Below are 21,511 nucleotides of genomic sequence, written 5' to 3'. Positions count from 1 at the left end.
TGCAGTACCACGAAGGGAAACACCCCCCGTGCGCATCCCCACCGCCAGACGCGCCGCGCTGGTCGTCTCCGCGGCCACCGCCCTGCTGACCACAGGGACCCTGGCCTCGCCCGTACACGCCGCCGCTCCGCCGGTCGCCGATCTGCGGGCCGACGTCGACCGCAACGGAACCGTGGACACCACCGGTACCACCGACACCGCGGGCGAGGACTCCTGGTCCACCGGCCGCGGCGCGGTCTTCCTGCCCAATATCGACGACGACAGCAAGCGCTGCCCGGCCACCGGCCCCAAGGGCAAACGCCTCACCGACGCCCAGCTGGCCGCCTGCAACGACGCCGCCGACAAGGTGATCAACGGGGCCGCCGACGCGGACGACCTCGCCCGGCTGCGTACCGTGCCCCAGAAGAACGTCGACAAGAAGGCCACCGGCACCGTCAAGGTGGGCTACGGGGCCAAGTACACCCGGCTGCACATCAAGCGGGCCGGAAAGTGGTCCCTCGTCACCTCCGCCACCAAGCTGACCGCGGCCGAGCTGCGCTCCGGGGTGGAGCTGGGCATCGAGGGCCTCGACATCATCCGGGACAAGGCCGTCTGGGACGGCCGGGCCGTCGTCCGGCTGAGCGTCACCTCCGGCGGGAAGACCTCCACCGACGACGTCACCCTCCGGGTCGCCCCGCTGCTCACGCACCACCATGCGCAGAAGGCCCAGCGGGTCCTGGTGACCCGGGTCAAGGGGAAGGACGCCGACTCCAAGGCCCAGCAGCGCTTCGTCTCGGATCTCGCGGCGCACAACAAGGCGGCCAAGCTGCCCGCGCTGAAGATCCTCGACGGCGACGACGACATCTGGACCCAGGACTTCTTCGAGCCCGGCTACACCAGCATGACCGGGCCCGGCGGACGGCCCCAGGCGATACGCGTCATGATCCGCTCCGCGCAGTCGTGGCGGACCGCGGGCCGCCAGGTCTTCACGCATCTGCGCGGCCCCGGCGTGGGCGGGGTGCAGTTGCCCGGCGGCAGCCTGACCAACCCCTACGAGGCGACGCTGAACTCCATGGGCAACCTGGAGACCGTCCCGCCGCACGCCCACAACGGCAAGTCCTACCCGGCCGGCCGGATCATCATGGGCCGCAACCCGGTGGAGGGCGCCAAGCCCGCCAAGTCGATGCTGACGATGCTCGCCTCCCAGGGCATGCAGAACCCGCTGCTGCTGGACACCGGCTGGCTGCATGTCGGCCATGTCGACGAGTTCGTCCAGTTCCTGCCCGCGAACACCCCGCGCGGCTGGCGGATGGCCGTGGCCGACCCGAACCTCGGGATGAAGCTGCTGAAGGACGCCCAGCAGGCGGGCCACGGCGGCACCCGGATGTTCTCCCGGCCCGAGCGCAGCGTCTACCCCTCGCCGAAGGACACCATCGACCAGGTGCTCGCCTCCCAGTGGCACCGCGAGGACAACGAACTCGCCGCCCGGAAGATCGCGCAGAACGTCGAACTCCTCAAGCGCGAGACGGGTATCACCGACGCCGAGATCGTCCGGATCCCGGCCCTGTACAGCCGGGCCAGCAAGTGGGGCGGCGACGCCGGCCGGCTCGCGCGGCTGGGCGCGGCCCCCGAAGGATCCGACAGCATCGGCAAGCCCGACCAGCGGAGCGCCGCACTGCCTCCGGCAGCCCGCGGCGCCGCCGCCGACTCCGCCCGGACCCCCGCCGCGGGCCCCGAGCCGACCAGCGCCTACGTCCCCGGCGCGGTGAACGGCCTGCTGCTCGGCAACGACCGCTATCTGGCGCCCAAGCAGTGGGGCCCGGTCATCGGCGGCAAGGACATCTTCACCACGGCCGTCTCCGCCGCCTACAGCGGAGCCGGAATGAAGGTCTCGTACATCGACGACTACTTCCCCTACCACCTGGGCAGCGGCGAGGTGCACTGCGGCACCAACACCCTGCGCGCGGTCTCCCCGTCCTGGTGGCGCCGCTGACGGTGCCGGTATGACGGCCCCGGGCAGGGCGACCTGCCCGGGGTCCGCCGTGTCCGGTCACTTCATTTCGGAGAGGTCCAGCATCACATCGGGTTCCGCGAAGAACTCCCAGATCGCGATCATCGCGATGACCTGGGCGATCAGATAGGCGGCCTGGAGCGAGTAGTACCGCATCTGGTAGATCGACAGCAGCAGGCCGAACCGGCTCTGCCAGTAGCGCCGTTCGCCCCGGAAGGTGTCGAAGTCCATGGCGATGCCGGTGACCGTCAGGACGAACAGCATGGCCGAAACCTCCAGGGGGAGGTTCGCGGTCCCCTCCCCGGTGAACATGTAGGCCAGCGCGTCCACCGTGACCATCAGCGAGAAGGCCGCCGTCACCGGGAGGGCCTTCGCGGCGCCCCGGCGTCCCGGCAGGACGCGCCACAAGGCACCCATGACGAAGGCGGCACCGACCCACGTCGGCATCCAGTAGACGAACTCGGTGAAGAGGTGGGGGACCCCGAAGTGGTTCAGGAGGGTCGACTGCCATGCCTCTCCCTTGACCCTCCACGCCCAGGTCAACAGCAGGGAAGCCGGAACGGCGGGAACCAGGGAGAGCAGCGCGCAGCGACCGGCGTTGCCCCACCAGTCGTCCCCGGGCCCCAGGGACAGGGCGCCGTCCACCACGGATATCCCGGACGGCAGCCGGTCGGGACCCGCGGGGGTGGACCAGTTGTGCAGTTTGCTCAGCTTGCGTTCGAGTCTGCCCCGCTCCGGCGGTTTGTCGCCGAACATCCCCTGGTCGAGCCGGCGGAGCACGGCATGGGTCTCGCGGTAGGCGCGGGACTTCCGCAGCAGCCTGGCCCGGGAGGCGGGATCCATGAAGTCGGACAGGGGTCGGCCCGAACTCTCCAGGGACTGGGCCGGAACGGACCGCCGGACGAACGGGGCCACGGTCCAGTAGAGGCACAGCACCAGGAAGGGCTCCCAGAGTGCGGAGAGAGCCGAGCTGGCGACGTGGTAACCGCCGAACGTCGAGACGATATGGGCGAAGAAGACGAGGAGGAGAAGCCGGTCCGCCCGGTCCCCGAACGGAGAGAGCTCCGACGGCGAACGCCAGGTGCGCAGGACTGCCAGTATCGCCACCGCACTGAGCAGCCATATGCAGCCGAGAATCAGGTCCTGCCCGGTGGGGATGGTCCATGCCGCCTCCCAGGCGAAATCGTTCCGGTGGTCCACCCCGAACGCCGGGTCCGTACGGTCGCTCAGCCAGGCCGCCCGCTGCCAGGCGCGCTCCTGGGCGAGGGCGAAGAACGTGGCGGCGGTGATGGTCCAGACCGCGATCAGGGGTCCGGCGATACGGAGCCTGAGGACCCGGTCGTGCCCGGGGAACTTCCGGCTCGGGGGCAGCAGGCCGCCGTCGACGGCGAACCGCCACGCGACGGCGGTGAAGCCGAGCACCGTGAGGGCCATCAGGCAGGCCGAGGAGAGTCCCACGGCCGCCAGCGCGGTCGCCGGTACCTCATACAGAGCGGAGTCGTCCACGTTTACGCCGAATCCGTCCAGGTAGGCGGGCACGACCGCCGGTGGAACGGCGAGGGCGGTGGCTGCCAGCCGGATCCGGAGCGGCGGCTTGGCCACCAGGAAGAACACGGCGGCGGCGGCGAACGCGAACGCGGTACCGCCAAGGACGATGTCGGGCTGCCCGAGCCCCGGACCGTGCCGCTCGGAATAGCGGAACACGATGTCGTCGGCCAGATTGAGCGTGGTCAGGCAGGTCAGGGCGACGGACCACAGGGTGAGATTGCGCAGGGTGCGCTGCTGGACCGGAGCGGGTGTCGCCGGGCGTTTCCGGTACAGCGCGCCTACGGTCAGCAGCAGACCCGCCAGGACCGCTGTCGTCAGCAGAGCCCCGGCCCGGTCCAGGACCACGGCGGAGAGCCGGTTGCTCTGCGCGGCCCATGACCGCTGCCAGGAGGGTTTGAACGAGACGGTGACCGGGGGAGCGGTGACCGGGGGAGCCCGGTTCGCGGCGGCGGTGCCGGATGCCTTGCGGCCCGGTGTCTTCTTCTCTGCCACGGCCTTCTGTGCGGCAGGCTGCCACACCAGCGCCGTCGTCCCCCGCCCCCGGTCCGGTGCGGGCCGGGCGGTCTCGGCGCCCCGCCCGCCGGGGTCCACCACGATCTCGTCCCAGCGGGCCCCTTCCAGTGCGGCCGGCGGGTGCAGCCGGAGGGTCCAGAGGTCCGCGCCCGCACGGATGCGCCAGGCTCCCACAGGGATGTGCTCCCGGTAGATGTCGACCCAGGAGTGCGCCCTGTCGACGACCTCGATGTCACCGTTCGCCCGGGACGTCACCGCAGGACGCGCCGTCCGGTGCTCCCGCCACCGCCGGTGCTGGCCCGGCTCCGGGCGGGTCAGGCAGGACATCGCCGTGATGTAGCGGTTGCTCTCCTCGCCCAGCAGCAGGTCCCGCGCCAGCGGCCAGGTCCGGGGCACCGTGACGGTCAGCTCGCTGGTGATCTCGCTGTAGGTGCGGTCGCGGTGCGCCAGCTGTATCCGGGTACTCACCCGCGCGTCGGCGAGTGCGGCCGTTCGGCACACGTCCGCCGGCGGGGCCGCGGCCGGGGCGACGCGAGGGGCCGCGGTTGCCGCGCCGGCCGCCGGTAAGAGGAAGAGAAGGGCGAGCAGGCCGATGGAAGCGGTCCTGGCCAGGCCACGGTTGTCCAACAGAACGCCCCCCCGGGTGGAATCCGTGCGCACCCATCATGGGTCACGGGGACACCGCAGGAGGGGCATACGGTGAAGACTCCCGGTCCGGGCCCGTTCCCGGTGTTGCAGGCGGTGGCCCGGGCTGCCCCGAGGAAGTGAACGGCGCGGAACCGGGCCGCGAACCGCGGGGGTTGGCGGCCCGGGGCGGCTCAGACCGTTGTGGCGATCCAGCCGACCGTTTCCGCGGTGTGGGTCCCGTCCGAGGTGACCTTGCCGTTGGCGTGCAGTTCATTGATGCGGATCTTGAAGCCGACGGTGCTGACGTCGGCGATGCGCAGGCCCGGGGTGTCGGGGCCGTTGAAGGTCTGGACGAACGGGATCACGACGACCGTGGAGCCGTCGGGGAACGACGCGGGGAAGGTCACCTGGGTGAAGGTCGAGGTGTCCCCGCCCGTGGTCGCCACGGGGTTCGAGGAGCTGAGCTGGAGTCTGCCGGTCTGGAACATGCTCATGCGTTCCCGCCTCTCAGCGTCCGGCGGCCGTGCGGTACCGAACCGTCCGTGGGCCACCGGTGGTTCGGCCGCCCCTCTTGGAGCAGCCGCAGAGAGATTGCCCGATTAAATGCGTGTTTAGTGGCCCATTCACCTTTAGTGGGGTGGTTGCGGGGAACGGCCGGTGGGGCGGGTCCGGGATGCGGTATGCCGGGTGATGCGACAGGCGCCGGGCGGTGTGCCGTACGCCGGAGTACGCCCCCGGGTGGGGCGGGTACGCGTGCGGGGGCGCCCGGCCCCCGCGTCCGGCCCCCGCGTCCGGCCGCCCGGACGGGACGGCTACGCGCGCGGGTAGCGCGCCAGCCAGCCCGGGGACGAGTGGGTGGGGCTGTGCAGCGCCGGGCCCTGGGTCATCTCCATCGCGAAGTCGTCGGCCAGTTGCAGCACCGTGGGACGGCCTTCCAACTCGGCCAGCCAGGCCGGGGGGAGGGCCGTCTCGCCGTGGAGGGCGCCGAGGAGGGCGCCCGTCAGGGCGGCGGTGGTGGCGGACGGGCCGTCGTGGTTGGCCGCCAGACGCAGACCGTGGCGGATGTCCTCGGCGACCAGGGAGCTGTAGACGGCGACCGCCAGGGCGCCCTCCGCGCGGTGGGCGTCCCCGAGAGCGGTCACCCGGTCCGGGCCTGGGACTCCCCGGCGTACGGCGCCGAGCGCCTCGTTCAGGCCGTCCGTGACGGGCTGGTGGCCGGGGCGGGGGCCGATCAGCTCCAGGGCGCGGTGCACCGCGGCCTCCAGGGTGCCGCCGCGGGCCAGACCGTGGACGATCACGGCGAAGGCGCCCGCCGCGACACAGGCGGCCTGCCCGCCGTGGGTCTGGGCCGCGCACTCCACGGCCAGCTGGCAGACGAGCTGCGGCTCCCAGCCCACCAGCAGACCGAAGGGCGCCGACCGGGCGAGGGCGCCGCCGTCGTCCGCGGCCGGGTTCTTCGGGGCGTCCAGGGTGCCCATGATGTCGTCGGCGAGGCCCAGCAGGCTCGCCCGGTCCGGGTCCCGGCGGACGTAGAGCCACTCCTCGCGCGCCAGCCAGCCGTCGTCCTTGCGGCGTTCGTCGGGCCCCCAGTCGCGCTGCGTCGCCGACCAGCGCCGGTACGCCCGGTGGAGATCGGTCGGCGGATGCCAGGCGCCGGTGTCCCGGCGGACCTGGGCCCGGATCAGACCGTCCACCGTGAACAGCGTCAGCTGCGTGACGGCGGTGACCGCGCCCCGCCTGCCGTGCGCCGGGACCAGATCGGTGATCCCGTCCGGGCCGTGCGCCTCGGCTGCCTCCGCCGTGCTCAGCGCGGCCACACCCGCGCCCAGCGCGTCCCCCACGGCGGCGCCGAGCAGGGCGCCCCGCACCCGGGAACGGAAGTCCTGCTGTTCGGCACGTCCCCAGACGCCCGTGGCCGCTGCGCTCACTCCGCGTCCCCTCCGACGTCGCCCGCGATCGGTCCGGCCCGGCCGTCCGCCCCGACGGCCCTCCCGGCGCAGCACTGTAATCGAACGAGCCGCCCGGCAGGCGGGGGAGCGACCCGGCTCACGTCCCTGAGCCCCCGTCCGCTCCTGTGAGCCCGCGGTTCAGCGCGTGCGCTTCCGGTACGCCCGCGAGCGCCGGGTCCGCCAGCACGGCCAGGGCGCCCGTGTGTTCGCCGAGGGCGGCCGCCCGCCCGGTGTCGGCGAGGGCGGCGGCCGTATCGCCCAGGGCCAGATGCGCCCTGGCCCGCAGGAGCAGGGCCGCCCCGTCGAGTTCGTCGCCGCCGGTGGGGCGGACCAGGACGGCCAGTGCCTCGAAGGGCCGGTCCTCGGCGAGATGGAGCCCCGCCAGCTCCAGCAGGATCCATTCGGCGGCCGGGGCGAGTTCGGCGGCCCGGGCCAGATCGGCCAGCGCTTCGGCGGTACGGCCCAGACCGCGCAGCGCCCGGCCGCGGGTGGCCAGCACGGCCGAGGGGTCGTCGGGGAAGGTGAGGACCGCTCGGTCGAGGTCGACGAGCGCCATGTCGTACCGTCCGGCCGCGCAGTCCGCCTCGGCCCGGGCGATCAGCGAGTCCACATGGTCCGGGTCGATCGCCAGCGCGGTGCACAGATCGTCGTACTCGCCCTCCGGATCGCCGTTGCGGCCCCGCACCCCAGCCCGGGCCAGCACCGCGCCCACCAGGCCGCGGTCCAGCTCCAGCGCCCGGTCCAGGGCCTCCCGGGCCTCCGCGTCCCGGTCCATCGCGGCCAGCACGCAGCCGCGGACGCCATGGGCTCCGGCATGGTCCGGTTCGCAGGCGACGGCGGCGTCGCAGTCGGCGAGCGCCTCCTCGTCCCGGTTGTGGTGGAAGAGGGCCTCGGCCCGGCAGACCAGGGGCGCGGCGAGGCCGGGGCGGAGCGTCACCCGGAGCCCGAGGTCGGCGAGTTCGGCGGCGGCGTCGCCGCGCTGCCGGTGGATCTCGGCGCGCCGGAGCAGCGCCCAGGAGTAGTCGGGGTCCAGTTCCAGGGCGCGGCCGAGGTCGGCGAGGGCCTCGTCGGTCCGGCCGAGGGACTGGAGGGCCATCGCCCGGCTGCCGAACGCCCAGGTGTAGCCGGGGTCCAGGGCGATCGCCCGGTCGTAGCGGAGGATCGCCTCCTCGAACCGTTCCTCGTGGCGGAGCTGCTCGGCGTGGGCGCCCACGACCCACGCGTTGTCCGGCTCGATATCGGCGGCCGCCAGGACGTCCGCGAGGGCGCCCTCGTCGTCGCCGTCGGACCGCCGGACCTCCGAGCGCATCACCAGCGCCCAGAGATAGCGGGGGTGCGCGTCGATGACCCGGTCGAATCCGGCGAGGGCCTCCTCGCTGCGGCCGAGGCGGTGGTGGGCGTGGGCGGCGCTGGCGATGGTGACGATATTGTCCGGCTCCCGCTCCAGCACCCGGTCGTAGGCGGCGAGGGCCTCCTCGTAGCGGCGGCTCTGGCGGTAGGTCTCGCCGAGGGCGTGATGGGCCCGCACGGTGTCCTCGCCGAGGGCGATCGCCAGCCGGCAGTCGGCCAGGGCCTCGTCGTACGCGCCCAGCTTCCGCCGGAGCCGGGCCCGGACCAGCAGGGCGTCGCGGCGGGTGGCGTCACCGGTCTCGGCGCGGCCGAGGATCAGGCCCAGCAGGGGTACGGCGAGCGCGGCGTCGTCCTCGACGGCGGTCAGGCACTGCGCGCCCAGTCTGCGGAGCGCGGCGTCGTCGGTGTCGGCGCCCGCGTCGGCGACGGACCGCGCCCAGTGGCGGGCGGCCGCCACGGACTGGTCGGCGGCGGCGACCCCGTCGCCCAGGGCGGCGGCCAGGGCGGTCCGCGGCCGGGCGCAGAGCCGGTGGTACGTCTCCTCGGTCCGGGCCGACCGCCAGGAGTCGACGGCCCAGAGGCCGGTCTCGTCGGTGTCGCCGTCGGACTCCTCGGCGGCCCAGGACGCGAAGGCGTCGGCGAGCCGGGTGTGGGCGGCGCGCCAGCGCCGCGGGGAGCGGTGGCGCTGGAGCCGGAGCATGGGATCGCGTACGACGTCGTGGTAGCGGGCCCGGCCGGAGCGGTCGCTGACGAAGGGGAGGCGGCTCAGCCAGTCGAAGAGCCCGTCGGGGACGGGGGCCGCGGTGTCGCCGTCGGGCCCGTCGGCGCCGTTCTCGATGGCGGCCAGCAGGATGTCCTCGTTCAGGCTGCGGGGCAGGGCGCCGCGCAGAGCCGCGGTGTGGCGCACGGGGTCGGTCTCCCATTTGAGGAAGCGCTCCACCGCGGTGGCGCTGGGGTCCGCCATACCGTCGGGGCGGGTCGCGTTCTCGGCGAGCATGGAGACCAGCACGGGCAGTCTGCCGGAGAGCCGGAGCACATCCCGTACGACGTCCTCGTCGGTGATGTGTTTGGCGGTGAGGAGCTGCCGGGCCTCGGCGTCGGTGAACGGGGCGAGGGGGAGTTCGGTGAGCAGGTCCGGATGGTCGGCCCAGACGGCGGGGTCCGGGCGGCGCTGACCGGAGACGGTGACGGTGAGCGCGGCGGGCGGGGTGCCGTAGCGGTGCTCGGCCAGCAACTGCCGCAGCCACGGGTCGAGAAACGGGCCGGTGCGTTCGTAGGTGTCGAAGAAGAGGGCGATCCGCCGACCGCGGCCGGCCAGCCGGTCCAGCTCGGCGACGAGCACCGGGCTGAGCACCTGAGCCGGGTTGAGGACGAGCTGGACGTCCTCCGGTTTGCCGAAGCGGCGGCTGAGGGCCGACCGGAGGCCGTCCGCCTGCTCGGCGAGGCGTACGGGGTCGAGGATGCCGGCGACGGGCAGCACCGTGCCGAGACCGACCACACCGAACTGGGCCGCGGCGAGCAGACCGGCCGGCGGGGGCGGGGGCTGCCCGGGGCCGCCGCCGTATCCGTACGTCCCGCCCGCGGGACCGGCGGCCGCGGCGGCCTCCGGGGCGGGCAGCGCGGACTCCGCCTCGTAGCGGCGCTGCTGGTAGGTGGCGAGCAGCTTCTCCAGCGGCTTCAGCGGAACGCCCTGCGCGGCGAACTGCTCGCAGATCCCGGAGAGCGCCTCGGGGACACCGGTGACGGACTCGTCGAGTACGGCGGTGAGCGCCTCCCGCTCCCGCGCGGCCGCCGCGAACCGCCGCAGCAGTGACGATTTGCCGACGCCCGCGACACCGTGGAGATGGAGCAGCGGCCGGCGCGCGGTGTCGCGGGGGCCGTCCGCGCCGCGGGGGTCGTGGGGTGCGGAGGGGGCACCTGGACCTCCGGGGCTGCTGGGACCAGCGGGGCCGTTGGGGGCGGTGGGGGCACCGGGTGTGGTGGGGCTGCCGGGGGTGCCTGGACCGTCGGTGCCGCGGAGGACGCCCGGACCGCCGGTGCTGCCGGGGGCACCGGATGCGGCGTCGAGCCGGTCCTCGTAGAGCCGGATCTCCCGCTCGCGCCCCACCAGTTCCACGCCCGCGCGCTCCCTCATACCCCGCTGCCTCCCCCTCGCCGGTCCTCCAGTCTCCCAGCCGCCCCCGGCCGCCGACAGGTCCGTGCCCCCATGCGCCCCACCCGCCCCGGGGGTGGCGAGGTGCCGGGGCGGGGCGGGGTGGTGGGAAGCGCCGGGTGAGGCCCCGGGCCCGCCAGGCCTGGCGGCGACGGCGTACCCCCGAACCCGGGTGCGCCGGGGTACGCCCCCGGCTGGGTGCCGGGTTCCCGGGACCGGATTCCGTGCCCGGGCGCCGGCCGTTGGCCCCGCCGTACGGCCAGCGCCTGCTCCAGGGGTGGGAGATGTGCCTGTGGCGGCCGGGGGCGGGCGCCCCGAGTGCCCGAGCGGGGCCGGGCGGGTACGCCGGGAGCGCCGCATGGGCCGCGGCCCCGCGGGACACCGACCCCGCTGCCGTGGGCGGGCCTCGGGGAGAGAAGCCCGCCGCACGGGCGGCCCGTTGCCCCGGGAGGCAAGGGGCCGGGCCCGCGCTCCGCGGGTCCGGGACGTGGGAGGCCGTCCCGGGGCCTGCGGCCCTGCCGGGCGGGACCCGGGCAGCTCCGAGGCCCGGGCGGGTACGCCGGGAGCGCCGCGTGAGCCGCGGCCCCGCGGGACACCGACCCTGCCGGGCGGGACCCGGGCAGCTCCGCCGGACGGTCACCGGCCGGGTGCTCCGGGGGCTACCGTCCGGGACGGCCCGTGGCCCCGGGGCAAGGGCCCGGCCCGCGCAACCCGGCGGGGCCGTGGCCCCCGCCGGGCCGGTGTCAGTCCGTCAGCGGCAGCAGCTTCGGCAGATGGCCGTCCGAGGCCTCCGCCGCGCGGACGCGTTCCTCCGGGACCTCCCCGTAGAGCGTGGTCCGCGGCTTCGCCGGGCGGCCCGCCAGCTCCGCTATGGACACCAGGTCCTTGATGGAGCGGTACGAGCCGTAACGCGAGCCCGCCATCCGGGAGATGGTCTCCTCCATCAGCGTCCCGCCCAGGTCGTTCGCCCCGGACCTGAGCATCTCCGCGGCACCCTCCGCCCCCAGCTTCACCCAGCTCGTCTGGATATTGGTGATATGGGGATGGAGCAGCAGCCGGGCCATCGCCGTCACCGCGCGGTTGTCCCGGACCGTGGGACCCGGGCGGGCGATGCCCGCCAGATACACCGGCGCGTTGGTGTGGATGAACGGCAGCGTCACGAACTCGGTGAAGCCGCCGGTCTCCTGCTGGATCCGGGCCAGCGTCCGCAGATGGCCCAGCCAGTGCCGCGGCTGGTCGACATGGCCGTACATCATCGTCGACGACGAACGCAGCCCCACCCGGTGCGCCGTGGAGATCACGTCGATCCACTCGGCCGCGGGCAGCTTGCCCTTGGTGAGGATCCAGCGCACCTCGTCGTCCAGGATCTCCGCCGCCGTGCCGGGGACGGAGTCCAGGCCCGCCTCCTTCGCCGCGGTCAGCCAGTCCTCGACGGACAGCCCGGTGCGGGACGCCCCGTTGACCACCTCCATGGGGGAGAAGGCGTGCACATGCATCCCGGGGACGCGCTCCTTCACCGCGCGGGCGATGTCGAAGTACGCCGTGCCGGGCAGGTCCGGATGGATACCGCCCTGCATGCAGACCTCCACCGCGCCCACGTCCCACGCCTGGGCCGCGCGGTCGGCGACCTGGTCGAGGGAGAGGGTGTAGGCGTCCGCGTCGGTCCGGCGCTGGGCGAAGGCGCAGAACCGGCAGCCGGTGTAGCAGACATTGGTGAAGTTGATGTTCCGGGTGACGACATAGGTGACCTCGTCGCCGACGACGGACCTGCGCAGCTCGTCCGCGATCCGGGTGAGCGCGTCCAGCGCGGGCCCGTCCGCGTGGAGCAGGGCGAGGGCCTCGGCGTCGGTGAGCCGGGTCGGGTCGTCGGCGGCGGTACGGAGCGCCGCCATCACGTCCGTGTCGATGCGCTCGGGCACCATGCCGGGCACGGCCGCCTCACGCAGCGCCTCCCAGTCCCCGTACACCACGTCGAAGTCGTCGCGGCGGTCGGCGGTGCGGCCCTCGGTGTCGATCGTGCGGTGCAGATCGGTACGGCCGCTGCCGAAGGCCGTGAACGCCTCGTCGGGCTCCTGCCAGGGCAGCCCCTCCGGGCGGACACCGGGCCGGGCGAGGCCGGTCTCCGGGTCGGCGAGCGCGGCGACGTGCGGCATCAGCCGGGGGTCCAGCCACGGTTCGCCGCGCAGCACGAACTCGGGGTAGACGCAGAGCCGCTCCTCCAGCCGGAAGCCGGCCGCCGCGGAGTGCTCGGCAAGAGTGTCGATCCGGGGCCACGGGCGCTCCGGATTGACATGGTCGATGGTCAGCGGGGAGACCCCGCCCCAGTCGTCGATACCGGCCGCGATCAGCCGGGCGAACTCGCCGTCCACCAGGTTCGGCGGGGCCTGGAGGCAGGCCGACGGGCCCATGATGTGCCGGGCGACGGCGACCGTCGCGACCAGCTCGTCCAGCTCGGCGTCGGGCATACCGCGCATCGCGGTGTCCGGCTTGGCCCGGAAGTTCTGGAGGATCAGCTCCTGGATACCGTGGTACGCCCGGGAGATCCGGCGCAGCGCGAACAGCGAATCGGCCCGCTCCTCGTAGGTCTCGCCGATGCCGATCAGCAGCCCGCTGGTGAACGGGACGGAGCTGCGCCCCGCGTCCTCCAGCACCCGCAGCCGCACGGCGGGCTCCTTGTCGGGCGAGCCGTGGTGCGGACCGCCGGGCTCGCTCCACAGCCGGACCGCCGTGGTCTCCAGCATCATGCCCATGGACGGCGCGACGGGCTTGAGCTTCTGGAAGTCGGTCCAGCTCAGCACCCCGGGGTTGAGATGGGGCAGCAGGCCCGTCTCCTCCAGGATCCGCACCGACATCGCCCGTACGTAGTCGACGGTGGAGCCGTAACCCTCGGCCTCCAGCCACTCCCGCGCCTCGGGCCAGCGGTCCTCCGGCTTGTCGCCGAGGGTGATCAGCGCCTCCTTGACGCCCAGCTCGGCGCCCCGGCGGGCCACCGCCAGCACCTCGTCCGGCGACATGAACATCCCGTGCCCGTCCCGGCGGAGCTTCCCGGGGACGGTCACGAAGGTGCAGTAGTGGCACTTGTCCCGGCAGAGCCGGGTCAGCGGGATGAACACGCTCTTCGAGTACGTGATGACCCCGGGGCGGCCGGCGGCCTCCAGCCCGGCGTCCCGCACCCGCGCCGCCGACGCGCAGAGGTCCGTCAGATCGTCACCGCGCGCCTGGAGCAGCACGGCCGCCTCGGCGGCATCGAGCGCGACGCCGTCCCTGGCGCGCCTGAGCGCACGCCGCATGGCGTTGGCGGTGGGGCGTCCGACCTGGTCATCTGTCATGGTTCGAGCATACGAGCGCGGGAACGGCTTTCCGGAGGCCGGTCGTGAAGAGGGCATGTAGTCGACAACATGCGTGCCCGGTGTTTAATCCCGACCCGGCCGGTGATTCCCCGAGGTCGGCCGGTAATCCCCCTTGGGGTGAGGGGAATCCGGGCCTTGCGGGGGAGTCCGGTCCGGCCGGGAGGGCGCGGGAGCGGGAGCGGGAGCGGAAGCGGGAGCGTGCCACGGGGAGTCGTGCGGCCGGGTGGAGCCCGCCGGGACCGGCTCAGCCCGCCGGAGTTCGGCCCGGTGCTCCCCGCCACCACGGCCCGCCCCGCAGGCCGAGCAGCCCCGGCAGGAACGTCAGCACCAGACAGCCCGCCCCGATCCACATTGCCGTCCGGATGCCCGCGTACTGGCCGACGGCGCCCGCCAGGGCGGACCCCAGCGCCATCGCCCCGAACAGCAGGAACCGGAACGTCGCGTTCATTCGGCCGAGGAGTCCGGGCGGCGTCAGGCTCTGCCGCAGCGTCACCGCCAGCACGTTGAACGCCCCCAGCCGTGCGGTGTCCATCAGCAGCCCCACGGCCGCCAGTGCCAGCCACCAGCCCCCGCCGACCAGCGGGACCAGCAGCGCCCCGGGGGAGAGGAGCAGCGCGGTGGCCGTGATCGTACGCCCGTATCCGTACCGCTCCCCCCAACGCCGGGCGAACCGGGCACCCAGGAAGATCCCGATCCCGGCCGTCGACCAGAACACCCCCAGCCACGCCGCCGAAAGCCCCGGCTCCCGGGTGAACAGCACCGGCATCAGGGTCATCGTGAAGGTTCCGCCCAGATTGGTCAGTACGCCGACGGACACCAGCGCCCGCAGTTCACGGGAGCCGAGGACATGCCGCAGCCCCTCCGCGATCTCCCCGGCCAGCCCGGGCCCCGTGCCGGACTTCCTGTCCCGCCCGGGTCCGCCGGAGGGCATGCGTACGGCGGAGAGCCGCAGCGCCGAACCGAGGAACATCACCCCCGTCGCCACTGCCGCCAGCGGTGCCGACAGCGCCTGCACCGCCAGCCCGCCCGCGCCCCGCCCCGCGACCTGTCCGGCCGCCTGGAGGCTGACCACCGCCGTATTGGCCCGCACCAGCTGCGCCGGGCCGACGAGCGTCGGCAGCGTGCTCTGGGTCCCCACGTCGAAGAAGACCATCGCGCAGCCGGTCAGCAGCGTCACCGCGTACAACTGCCAGAGCGTGAGCACGTCCAGTGCCCAGGCCGCGGGCAGCGAGAGGAAGAGGACGCCCCGGACCACCTCGGCGCAGATCATCACCCGCCGGTGGTCCAGCCGGTCCAGCCAGGCCCCGGCGGGCAGCCCGATCAGCAGGAACGACACCGTGCCGAGCGTCGCCAGCAGCCCGACCTGCCCGGGGCCCGCGTCCAGCGCGAGGACCGCGATCAGCGGCAGGGCGACGAGATTGACATTGGTGGCGAGCTGGCTGAGGACGACGGCGGAGAAGAACGTCCGGAAGACCCGGTCCCGCCAGAGGCTCCCGGCACCGTCCCCGCCCGGACCGGCGGAGACGGCGGGTTTGGCGGGTTCGGTGGAGACGGTGGACTCGGTGGAGACGGGTGCGGTCGCGGGCGCGGGGGGTATTCGGGGTGCGCCGTGTACGCGGCCGGGGTTGCCGGGGTCCGGGGAGGCGGCACCGGGCCTGTCGCGCGCTCCGGCGGCCGTGGCGGCCCGGGCGGGGGCTGTGGTGTCGGCGGGGGCTGTGGAGTCGGCGGGGTCGGCGGGGTCGGGAGTACGGGCGGCTCTGGCGGACTCGGAAGACATGGACCCCACCGTGCCCAGGCCGCATCCCGCTTCACCAACCATTTAGCCGCGCCCGGCACCGGTTCCGGCGCTGTTTCCGGCACCGCTTCCGTCTCGTCCTCCGGGGCCGTGCCACCGGGTCCGTCTGCCGGGGCCGCCCGCCGGTGGCCCCGGCCCGGAGACCCGTCCCTCAGGAAGGGTCCTCCGTCAGGAAGGGTCCTCCGGCCCGGCCCCGCCCGGTGGCAGTGCCCGGCCGTGGGCGTCCGCCGCTCCCGGGATCCCCGCGGCCGCCCCTCTGCCGTACGCCGTCCCGAACCCGGCGTCCCCCAGGGCCGCCCGTGCCGCCGACGACACCCGGTCCACGTCCCGGCGTTCCGCCGCGGGCAGTGGGGCGCCCGCCGACTCCCGGGCCGCGGCCGCGGCTCCCAGCAGCTCCGCGGCCCGTCCCGGCTCCCCGGCCAGCGCGTATGCCCCGGCCAGACCCTCCAGCGCGAGCGCGACCGCCCGCGGGTCGCCCAGTGCCCGGGCCACCTCCAGCCCCTCCGTGTGGCGGGCGCGGGCGGTTTCCGCGTCCCCGCGCTCCTCCGCCGTGAAGCCCAGTTCGGCCAGGACCAGCGCCCGGCCGGGCCCGTACCCGGTCCGTCCGAACCACTCCAGCAGCTCCCGCAGATGCGCCTCCGCGCCGTCGTGGTCGCCGGTCCGGCGGGCGCCCAGCGCCAGGCCCAGCCGCGCATCGGCCTCCCCGGAGCGGAAGTTCTGCTCGCGGGCCAGCCGCAGGGCCCGTTCATGGTGGGCGCGGGCCCGGACCGGGTCGCCGGTGAGGAGCGCGAGCCTGCCGAGACCGGTGTGGCGCTTGGCGGCCTCGACGGGCAGACCGAGGTGTTCGGCGAGTGCGAGGCCGTCGCGGTGGAGGTCACCGGCCCGCCCGTACTCGCCCGCGATCTCATGGAGCGTGGCGAGCGGGAACACGGTCTGGAGCCTGCCCCACGCGTCACCCAGCTCCGCGAAGAGGCGTGCGCTGTGCTCGCCGTCCCGCCCGGCCGCGGCCAGGTCGCCCCGGGCGAGCGCATGCCGGGCGCGTACGCTCAGCGCCGCGGCCGTCCACCACGCGCCCCGCTCCGCCAGGGCCGCGGCGGCTTCGAGGGCACGCTCCAGCAGGAGTTCGCCTGTGCCCGTGTCCCCGGCACCCATCTGGGCGGCGCCCAGGAACCACAGGGCCCTGGCCCGGTCCTCGGCATCCCCGGCATCCCCGGCATCCCCGGCGGCCGCGGAGCCCGCCGCGGACCGGGCCCCGGCCTCGTACTCCGCCCCGGTCCCGTACTTCGTCCCCCTCCCCGTCCCGGCCTCGTACGGGGCCAGCGCGGTCCGGATCCGGTCCGCGCCCCCGGTGACATCGCCTTCCATGAGCGCGATACCGGTACGCCAGACCACCACCCGCGCCCGCAGCCGCGCACCGTCCCCGCCCTGGTCGCCGGTCCCGTGCGCCAGGGCCCGGTCGATCAGGGACCCGGCCGCCACCGGCCGGCCCCGCAGCACCCAGTACCAGGCCAGCGCGTCCACGGTTCGCAGGGCCCGCTCCGGGTCCCCGCCCTCCGGTGCCAGGGCCGTTTCCAGGGCGAGCCGGATCTCCGCCTCCGCGCCGTCGAGCAGGTCCAGCGCGCGGGCCTGCCCGGGGCCGTGGAGCAGCGGGGCGGCCCGGAGCGCGAGTTCGCTGTGGTGGACGAGATGCCGGTGCCGTACGGCCGCGGCCTCCCCGCCTCCGGCCGCCGCCAACTGCTCGCGGGCATACGCCTTGACCGACTCCAGCAGCCGGTGGAGGGGCCCGTCGGCGCGGTCCACCAGGACCACGAGGGACCGCTCGACGAGCCGCCCCAGCAGTTCGGGTACGTCCTCCCGGCGCACCGGGCCACCCGCGCACACCTCCTCGGCCGCCCGCACCGAAAGGCCCTCCGCCTGGACCGCGAGCCTTCGCAGCACCAGGCGTTCCGGGCCGGTCAGCAGGCCCCAGCTCCAGTCGATGACGGCGCGGAGCGTGCGCTGCCGGGCGGGCAGCCCGCGCAGCCCGCCGCCGGAGAGCGCGGCGAACCGGTCGTCCAGCCGGGCCAGCAGCCCCCGTACACCGAGGGAACGGACCCGGGCGGCGGCGAGTTCGAGGGCGAGCGGGATGCCGTCCAGCCGGGCGCAGAGTTCGGCGACGGCGTCGAGGTCCGCGGGGGCGACGGAGGTCCGGGCCAGGAAGAGCCGGACCGCGTCGCCGGCCTCCAGCGGGGCCACCGGCCGGGGCAGTTCGCCCGGCACCGCCAGGGCCTCCTGGCTGGTGGCGAGGATGCCGAGCCCCGGTACGGCGGGCAGCAGGGCGGCGACCGTGTCGGCGACGGCGTCGAGGAGGTGTTCGCAGTTGTCGAGGACGAGGAGGAGCCGGCGGCCGCGGAGGGCCCGGGCAAGGTCCCCGGCGGATCCCTCCCGTATCCCGAGGGCCCGGCTCAGTGCCCCGGCGACCGCCCCGGGTTCGGCGGGCACGCCCGCCAGTTCCACCAGCCACACCCCGTCGGGGAACCGCTCCCGGACCGCGTGCCCGGTCTCCAGGGCGAGCCGGGTCTTGCCGACGCCGCCCGGGCCGGTGAGGGTCACCAGCCGGGAGCGGTCCAGCAGTTCCGCGATCCCGTCGACGGCACCCTCCCGTCCGACGAGCGCGGCGACCGGACTCGGCAGGTTCCCCACGGCCTCGTCCGGACCGGCCTCGTCCGGACCGGCCTCGTCCGGACCGGGCTCCCGTGACCGGGGGAGCGCCGCCCCTGCCGCTCCGGCCGCCCCCGCTGCTGCCTCGGCTCCGGCCGCCCCCGCCGCCCCCGCCGGAGCCGCCGGCCGCCGGTCCGGGCCGGAGCCCGAAGAAGCCCGGGGCACCGGCGGCGCCGGTTGTACGGGACCGGTGCCCGAGGCCGGCCGTACGGGACCGGAGACGCCCGCCGTACCCGCCCCCAGGGCCGGATCGTGGCGCAGTACCGCCGCGTGGAGCGCGGCCAGCTCCGGTCCCGGCAGCAGGCCCAGCCGGTCGTCCAGGGTGCGGCGGAAGTCCTCGTACGCCGCGAGCGCGTCGCTCTGGCGGCCCGCCGCGTACAGCGCCTTCAGGTGCAGGGCGCGCAGGCGTTCGCGCAGGGGGTGCCGGGCGACCAGCGCCTCCAGCTCGCCGACCAGTGCCGCGGGGTCGCCGAGTCCGGCCCGTACCGCCAGCTCCCCTTCCACCGCCCCGAGCCGCTCCTCCTCCAGGCGCCGGGCCGCGGCCAGGGCGAAGGGCTCGTCCGCGTACCCCGCGAAGGCGGGGCCGCGCCACAGCCCGAGGGCCTCCGTCAGCAGGGAACCGCGGGCGGCGGCGTCGGCGGTATCGCGGGCGCGCCGCACCAGGCCCAGAAAGACCTCGGAGTCGACGTCCCCCTCACTGACGCGCAGCCGGTAGCCCGCCGCGTCCCGGACCACCAGCCCGCGGCCCCCGGGCCCGACGGCGCGTTCCAGCGCGGACCGCAGCCGGGAGACCTGGCCCTGGAGCGTATTGCGCGGATGTTCGGGTTCCGCGTCCGGCCAGAGGCCGTCCACCAGCCTCTCCTCGGACACCGGCCGGCCGGGCGCGACGAGCAGATGGGCCAGCAGCCCGCGCACCCTGGCCCCGGTCAGCCCGACGGGCTCCCCGGCACCGTCCCGGACGGTCAGCGGCCCCAGCACCCCGAATCGCATGGAGCCAGCGTAGAACCGCCGGGCGGCCGGGTCCCCGGGGGTGGCCCCGCCGCCGGGTCCGGCCGTGCGTCCCGCCGCCGGGCCCGTCCGCGCGCCCTGCCCGCGTCCTACTGCCCGACCCGGCCGTCCACGCATTCGCGCAGCAGGTCGGCGTGGCCGGAGTGGCGGGCGTACTCGTCGATCCGGTGCACCATCAGCTCGCGCACGGCGATCCGCTCCCGGCCGACCCGCTCGCCCAGGTCCGGGAACCCGGCCAGCACGGCGTCGGTCGCGGCCTGCTCGCGCTCCAGATCGGCGAAGGCGGCCTCGACCACGGCCGGGTCGGCGACGGCGCCTTCGAAGTCGGTGTCCCGGCCGCCGTACAGCCGGGGAAGCGGTTCGCCCTCGGTGACCCAGTTGTGCCAGTCCCGCTCCACTTCGACGAGATGCCGTACGAGCCCGAGCAGGGACATCGTCGACGGCGGGACCGAACGGCGGGCCAACTGCTCCGCGTCCAGGCCCTCGCACTTCATGAGGAGCGTGAGGCGGAAGTTCTTCAGGAAGTCCAGCAGCGTGTCCCGTTCGCCCTCGACAGCGGCTCCGGTGGTGTCACGGGGGTCGTTGTCCGGGTCGGTCCACATATCGGGGTAGACGGTTGCCTCGGTCCACCGCTCGGGTCGTTCACTCATGGGGGTCATGGTCGGCCGTCCCGGTCCCCACCGCCAATGGTTTTGCGGCGGTTGCGGTGGTTGCGGTGGTTGCGGCGACCGGTCCTGTTCCGTGGCGGAGACCCCGGGGGACGGCCGCCCGGCCGGGCCATCACCGGGTAATTCGTTGTCCGGTGCAACGTGTCCGTCACCCCACCTCACCTACCTCCTGCAACCACAGGAGGAACTCCCATGTCGTCGTCGAGACCCCAGCGCCGCACCGTGCTCTCCCTGATCGTGTCGCCACCGCCGGTGCCGGAGCCGCCGCGTACACCCTGCGCGACAAGCTCCGCCCGGAGCGGCCCGCCGCCGCGCCGGTCCGGCCGCCGACGGTCGATCCCATGGTGATCGGCGGGGCGCACGTCCGGAACACCGCGGAGGAGAACCGGCTCCCCGGCTCCCGGGGCTGGCTCGCCGACAAGGGTGTGGAGAAGGCGTCCAGCGACAAGTACGGCCACATCATGGGATACGCCTCCACCACCTCCGCGGGGCACGGCGAGGTGGTGGACTTCCATATTTCGGTGCGCAGCGCCCGGACGTACCGGGTCTCGGTGTTCCGGATCGGCCACTACGGCGGCAAGGGCGCCCGGCTGATGACCACGAGCGCCGTCCTCACCGGCCACCGGCAGGCCCCGCCCGCCTCGGACCGGAAGACCGGTGCCGTCACCTGCGCCTGGGCGCCCTCCTGGAGCGTACGGATACCCAAGGGCTGGCGTTCCGGGCTCTACCAGGCCGTGTTCACCACGGACGACGGCTACCGCAGCTCCACGCCCTTCGTGGTGCGTGAACCGCGGCGCCCTCGGCCCTGCTCTGCGTGATCCCGTTCACCACGTACCAGGCGTACAACATGTGGCCGAAGGACGGGAAGACCGGCAAGAACCTCTACCGCGGCTACCAGCGCGATGGCACCGTCGGCGGCTTCGACCTGCGCGGGTCCGTGGTCTCCTTCGACCGCCCGTACCAGGGGGCGGGCGTCCCTTCCTGGTTCAACATGGACACCGCCTTCGTCCGCTGGGCGGAGGAGCGCGGCTACGACATCACCTACGCCAGCAGCCTCGACCTGGACGACGGCACCGTCGACCCGGCCCGCTACCCCGCGGTCTTCTTCCCCGGCCATGACGAGTACTGGTCGAAGCCGATGTACGACGCCGCGAGCCGGGCCGTCGCCGCTGGCCGCAACCTCGCCTTCCTCGGCGCCAACAACGTCTACTTCCACGTCCGGATGGAGAAGTCCGCGCAGGGCCGGCCCGGCCGGCTGATGGCCTGCTACAAGTCGCACGCCGACCCGGCCCCCGGCGCGGCGGGCGCCACCCACCGCTGGCGGTACATCCGGCGCGACGGCTCCCTCGCCGAGCAGCGGCTGCTGGGCATTCAGTTCAACGGCATCGTGCAGAAGCCCACACCCCTTGTGGTGCGGCAGCCCGATCACTGGATGTGGCGCGGCACCGGGGTGAAGGACGGCGAGAAGATACCCGACCTGGTCGGGGTCGAGGCCGACGCCCACGACCCCAGGGCGCCGAAGGCCCGCGGCCGGGTCACCCTGCTCGCGGACTCCGTCTACTACGACAGCCGGCTGACCGGGCCGCAGGTCCAGCACACGGCGCTGACCGAACACCGGGGCGGGGGCATGGTGTTCCTGGCCGGTACCTTCCACTGGCCGCTGACCCTGGTCGACGACGACCCCTACACCCTCAGGGAGCTGAAGCTGGACGCCGTCACCAAGGCGAAGATCCGGCGGGCGACGTCCAACCTCGTCGTCCGGATGACGGCCCGCTCACCGCGCTGAACCGGGGCGGGACGGCCGCCGGGGCCGGGCGGGCACCCGTCGCTCACCACCCGGCGCGCGGCGGTCCGGTCCCGC

At 74.5% G+C, this 21,511-nt stretch carries 9 protein-coding genes and 1 pseudogene; 2 read left to right on the top strand and 8 right to left on the bottom strand.

The annotated features are described in order from the left end of the window. Positions 1–28: 28 nt before the first annotated feature. Positions 29–1,972 carry a protein-arginine deiminase domain-containing protein gene (locus tag ACWDR0_RS16715; protein WP_456352418.1) on the top strand — a complete coding sequence of 648 codons (1,944 nt, stop codon included), beginning with the start codon at positions 29–31 and terminating at the stop codon, positions 1,970–1,972. A gap of 57 nt (positions 1,973–2,029) precedes the next feature. Here ACWDR0_RS16715 and ACWDR0_RS16710 read toward each other — a convergent pair whose 3' ends face one another. From ACWDR0_RS16710 to ACWDR0_RS16675, 8 genes are all read right to left on the bottom strand, one after another. Continuing rightward, positions 2,030–4,678 carry a DUF6185 family protein gene (locus ACWDR0_RS16710; RefSeq protein ID WP_456352417.1) on the bottom strand — a complete coding sequence of 883 codons (2,649 nt, stop codon included), beginning with the start codon at positions 4,676–4,678 and terminating at the stop codon, positions 2,030–2,032. A gap of 191 nt (positions 4,679–4,869) precedes the next feature. Beyond that, on the bottom strand, positions 4,870–5,172 hold the full coding sequence (locus ACWDR0_RS16705; protein ID WP_456352416.1) for a hypothetical protein: 303 nt from the start codon (positions 5,170–5,172) through the stop codon (positions 4,870–4,872). 318 nt (positions 5,173–5,490) lie between these two features. Continuing rightward, a complete protein-coding gene (locus ACWDR0_RS16700) occupies positions 5,491–6,606 on the bottom strand; it encodes an ADP-ribosylglycohydrolase family protein (protein WP_456352415.1) in 1,116 nt (371 codons plus the stop codon). Between the two features lie 118 nt (positions 6,607–6,724). Beyond that, the gene (locus ACWDR0_RS16695; RefSeq protein WP_456352414.1) at positions 6,725–10,111 is read right to left on the bottom strand and encodes a tetratricopeptide repeat protein; all 3,387 of its coding nucleotides are present in this window, start codon (positions 10,109–10,111) and stop codon (positions 6,725–6,727) included. 761 nt (positions 10,112–10,872) lie between these two features. After that, the gene (locus ACWDR0_RS16690) at positions 10,873–13,458 is read right to left on the bottom strand and encodes a bifunctional FO biosynthesis protein CofGH (protein ID WP_456352413.1); all 2,586 of its coding nucleotides are present in this window, start codon (positions 13,456–13,458) and stop codon (positions 10,873–10,875) included. A 265-nt stretch (positions 13,459–13,723) separates the two neighbouring features. After that, positions 13,724–15,256: an MFS transporter gene (locus tag ACWDR0_RS16685; RefSeq protein WP_456352412.1), complete on the bottom strand. Its 1,533-nt coding sequence runs from the start codon at positions 15,254–15,256 to the stop codon at positions 13,724–13,726. A 186-nt stretch (positions 15,257–15,442) separates the two neighbouring features. Next, positions 15,443–18,964 (bottom strand): AfsR/SARP family transcriptional regulator, encoded by a 3,522-nt coding sequence (locus tag ACWDR0_RS16680; RefSeq protein ID WP_456352411.1) that lies wholly within the window; start codon positions 18,962–18,964, stop codon positions 15,443–15,445. Positions 18,965–19,071: 107 nt separating this feature from the next. Then, on the bottom strand, positions 19,072–19,632 hold the full coding sequence (locus ACWDR0_RS16675; protein ID WP_456352410.1) for a DinB family protein: 561 nt from the start codon (positions 19,630–19,632) through the stop codon (positions 19,072–19,074). 359 nt (positions 19,633–19,991) lie between these two features. Between ACWDR0_RS16675 and ACWDR0_RS16670 the strand changes: the two are divergent. Then, positions 19,992–21,436: pseudogene (locus ACWDR0_RS16670) on the top strand (N,N-dimethylformamidase beta subunit family domain-containing protein). Positions 21,437–21,511: the final 75 nt, after the last annotated feature.

It is taken from the genome of Streptomyces sp. NPDC003691 (assembly GCF_053981115.1).
The sequence above is the reverse complement of the archived record's forward strand: the minus strand, read 5'-3'. Positions and strand labels throughout refer to the sequence as shown.

Bases quoted from the DNA above. Each gene is read 5' to 3' on its own strand.
- ACWDR0_RS16695 (WP_456352414.1), bottom strand. From the start codon at position 10,111: ATGAGGGAGCGCGCGGGCGTGGAACTGGTGGGGCGCGAGCGGGAGATC.
- ACWDR0_RS16690 (WP_456352413.1), bottom strand. From the start codon at position 13,458: ATGACAGATGACCAGGTCGGACGCCCCACCGCCAACGCCATGCGGCGT.
- ACWDR0_RS16680 (WP_456352411.1), bottom strand. From the start codon at position 18,964: ATGCGATTCGGGGTGCTGGGGCCGCTGACCGTCCGGGACGGTGCCGGG.
- ACWDR0_RS16705 (WP_456352416.1), bottom strand. From the start codon at position 5,172: ATGAGCATGTTCCAGACCGGCAGACTCCAGCTCAGCTCCTCGAACCCC.
- ACWDR0_RS16675 (WP_456352410.1), bottom strand. From the start codon at position 19,632: ATGAGTGAACGACCCGAGCGGTGGACCGAGGCAACCGTCTACCCCGAT.
- ACWDR0_RS16685 (WP_456352412.1), bottom strand. From the start codon at position 15,256: ATGTCTTCCGAGTCCGCCAGAGCCGCCCGTACTCCCGACCCCGCCGAC.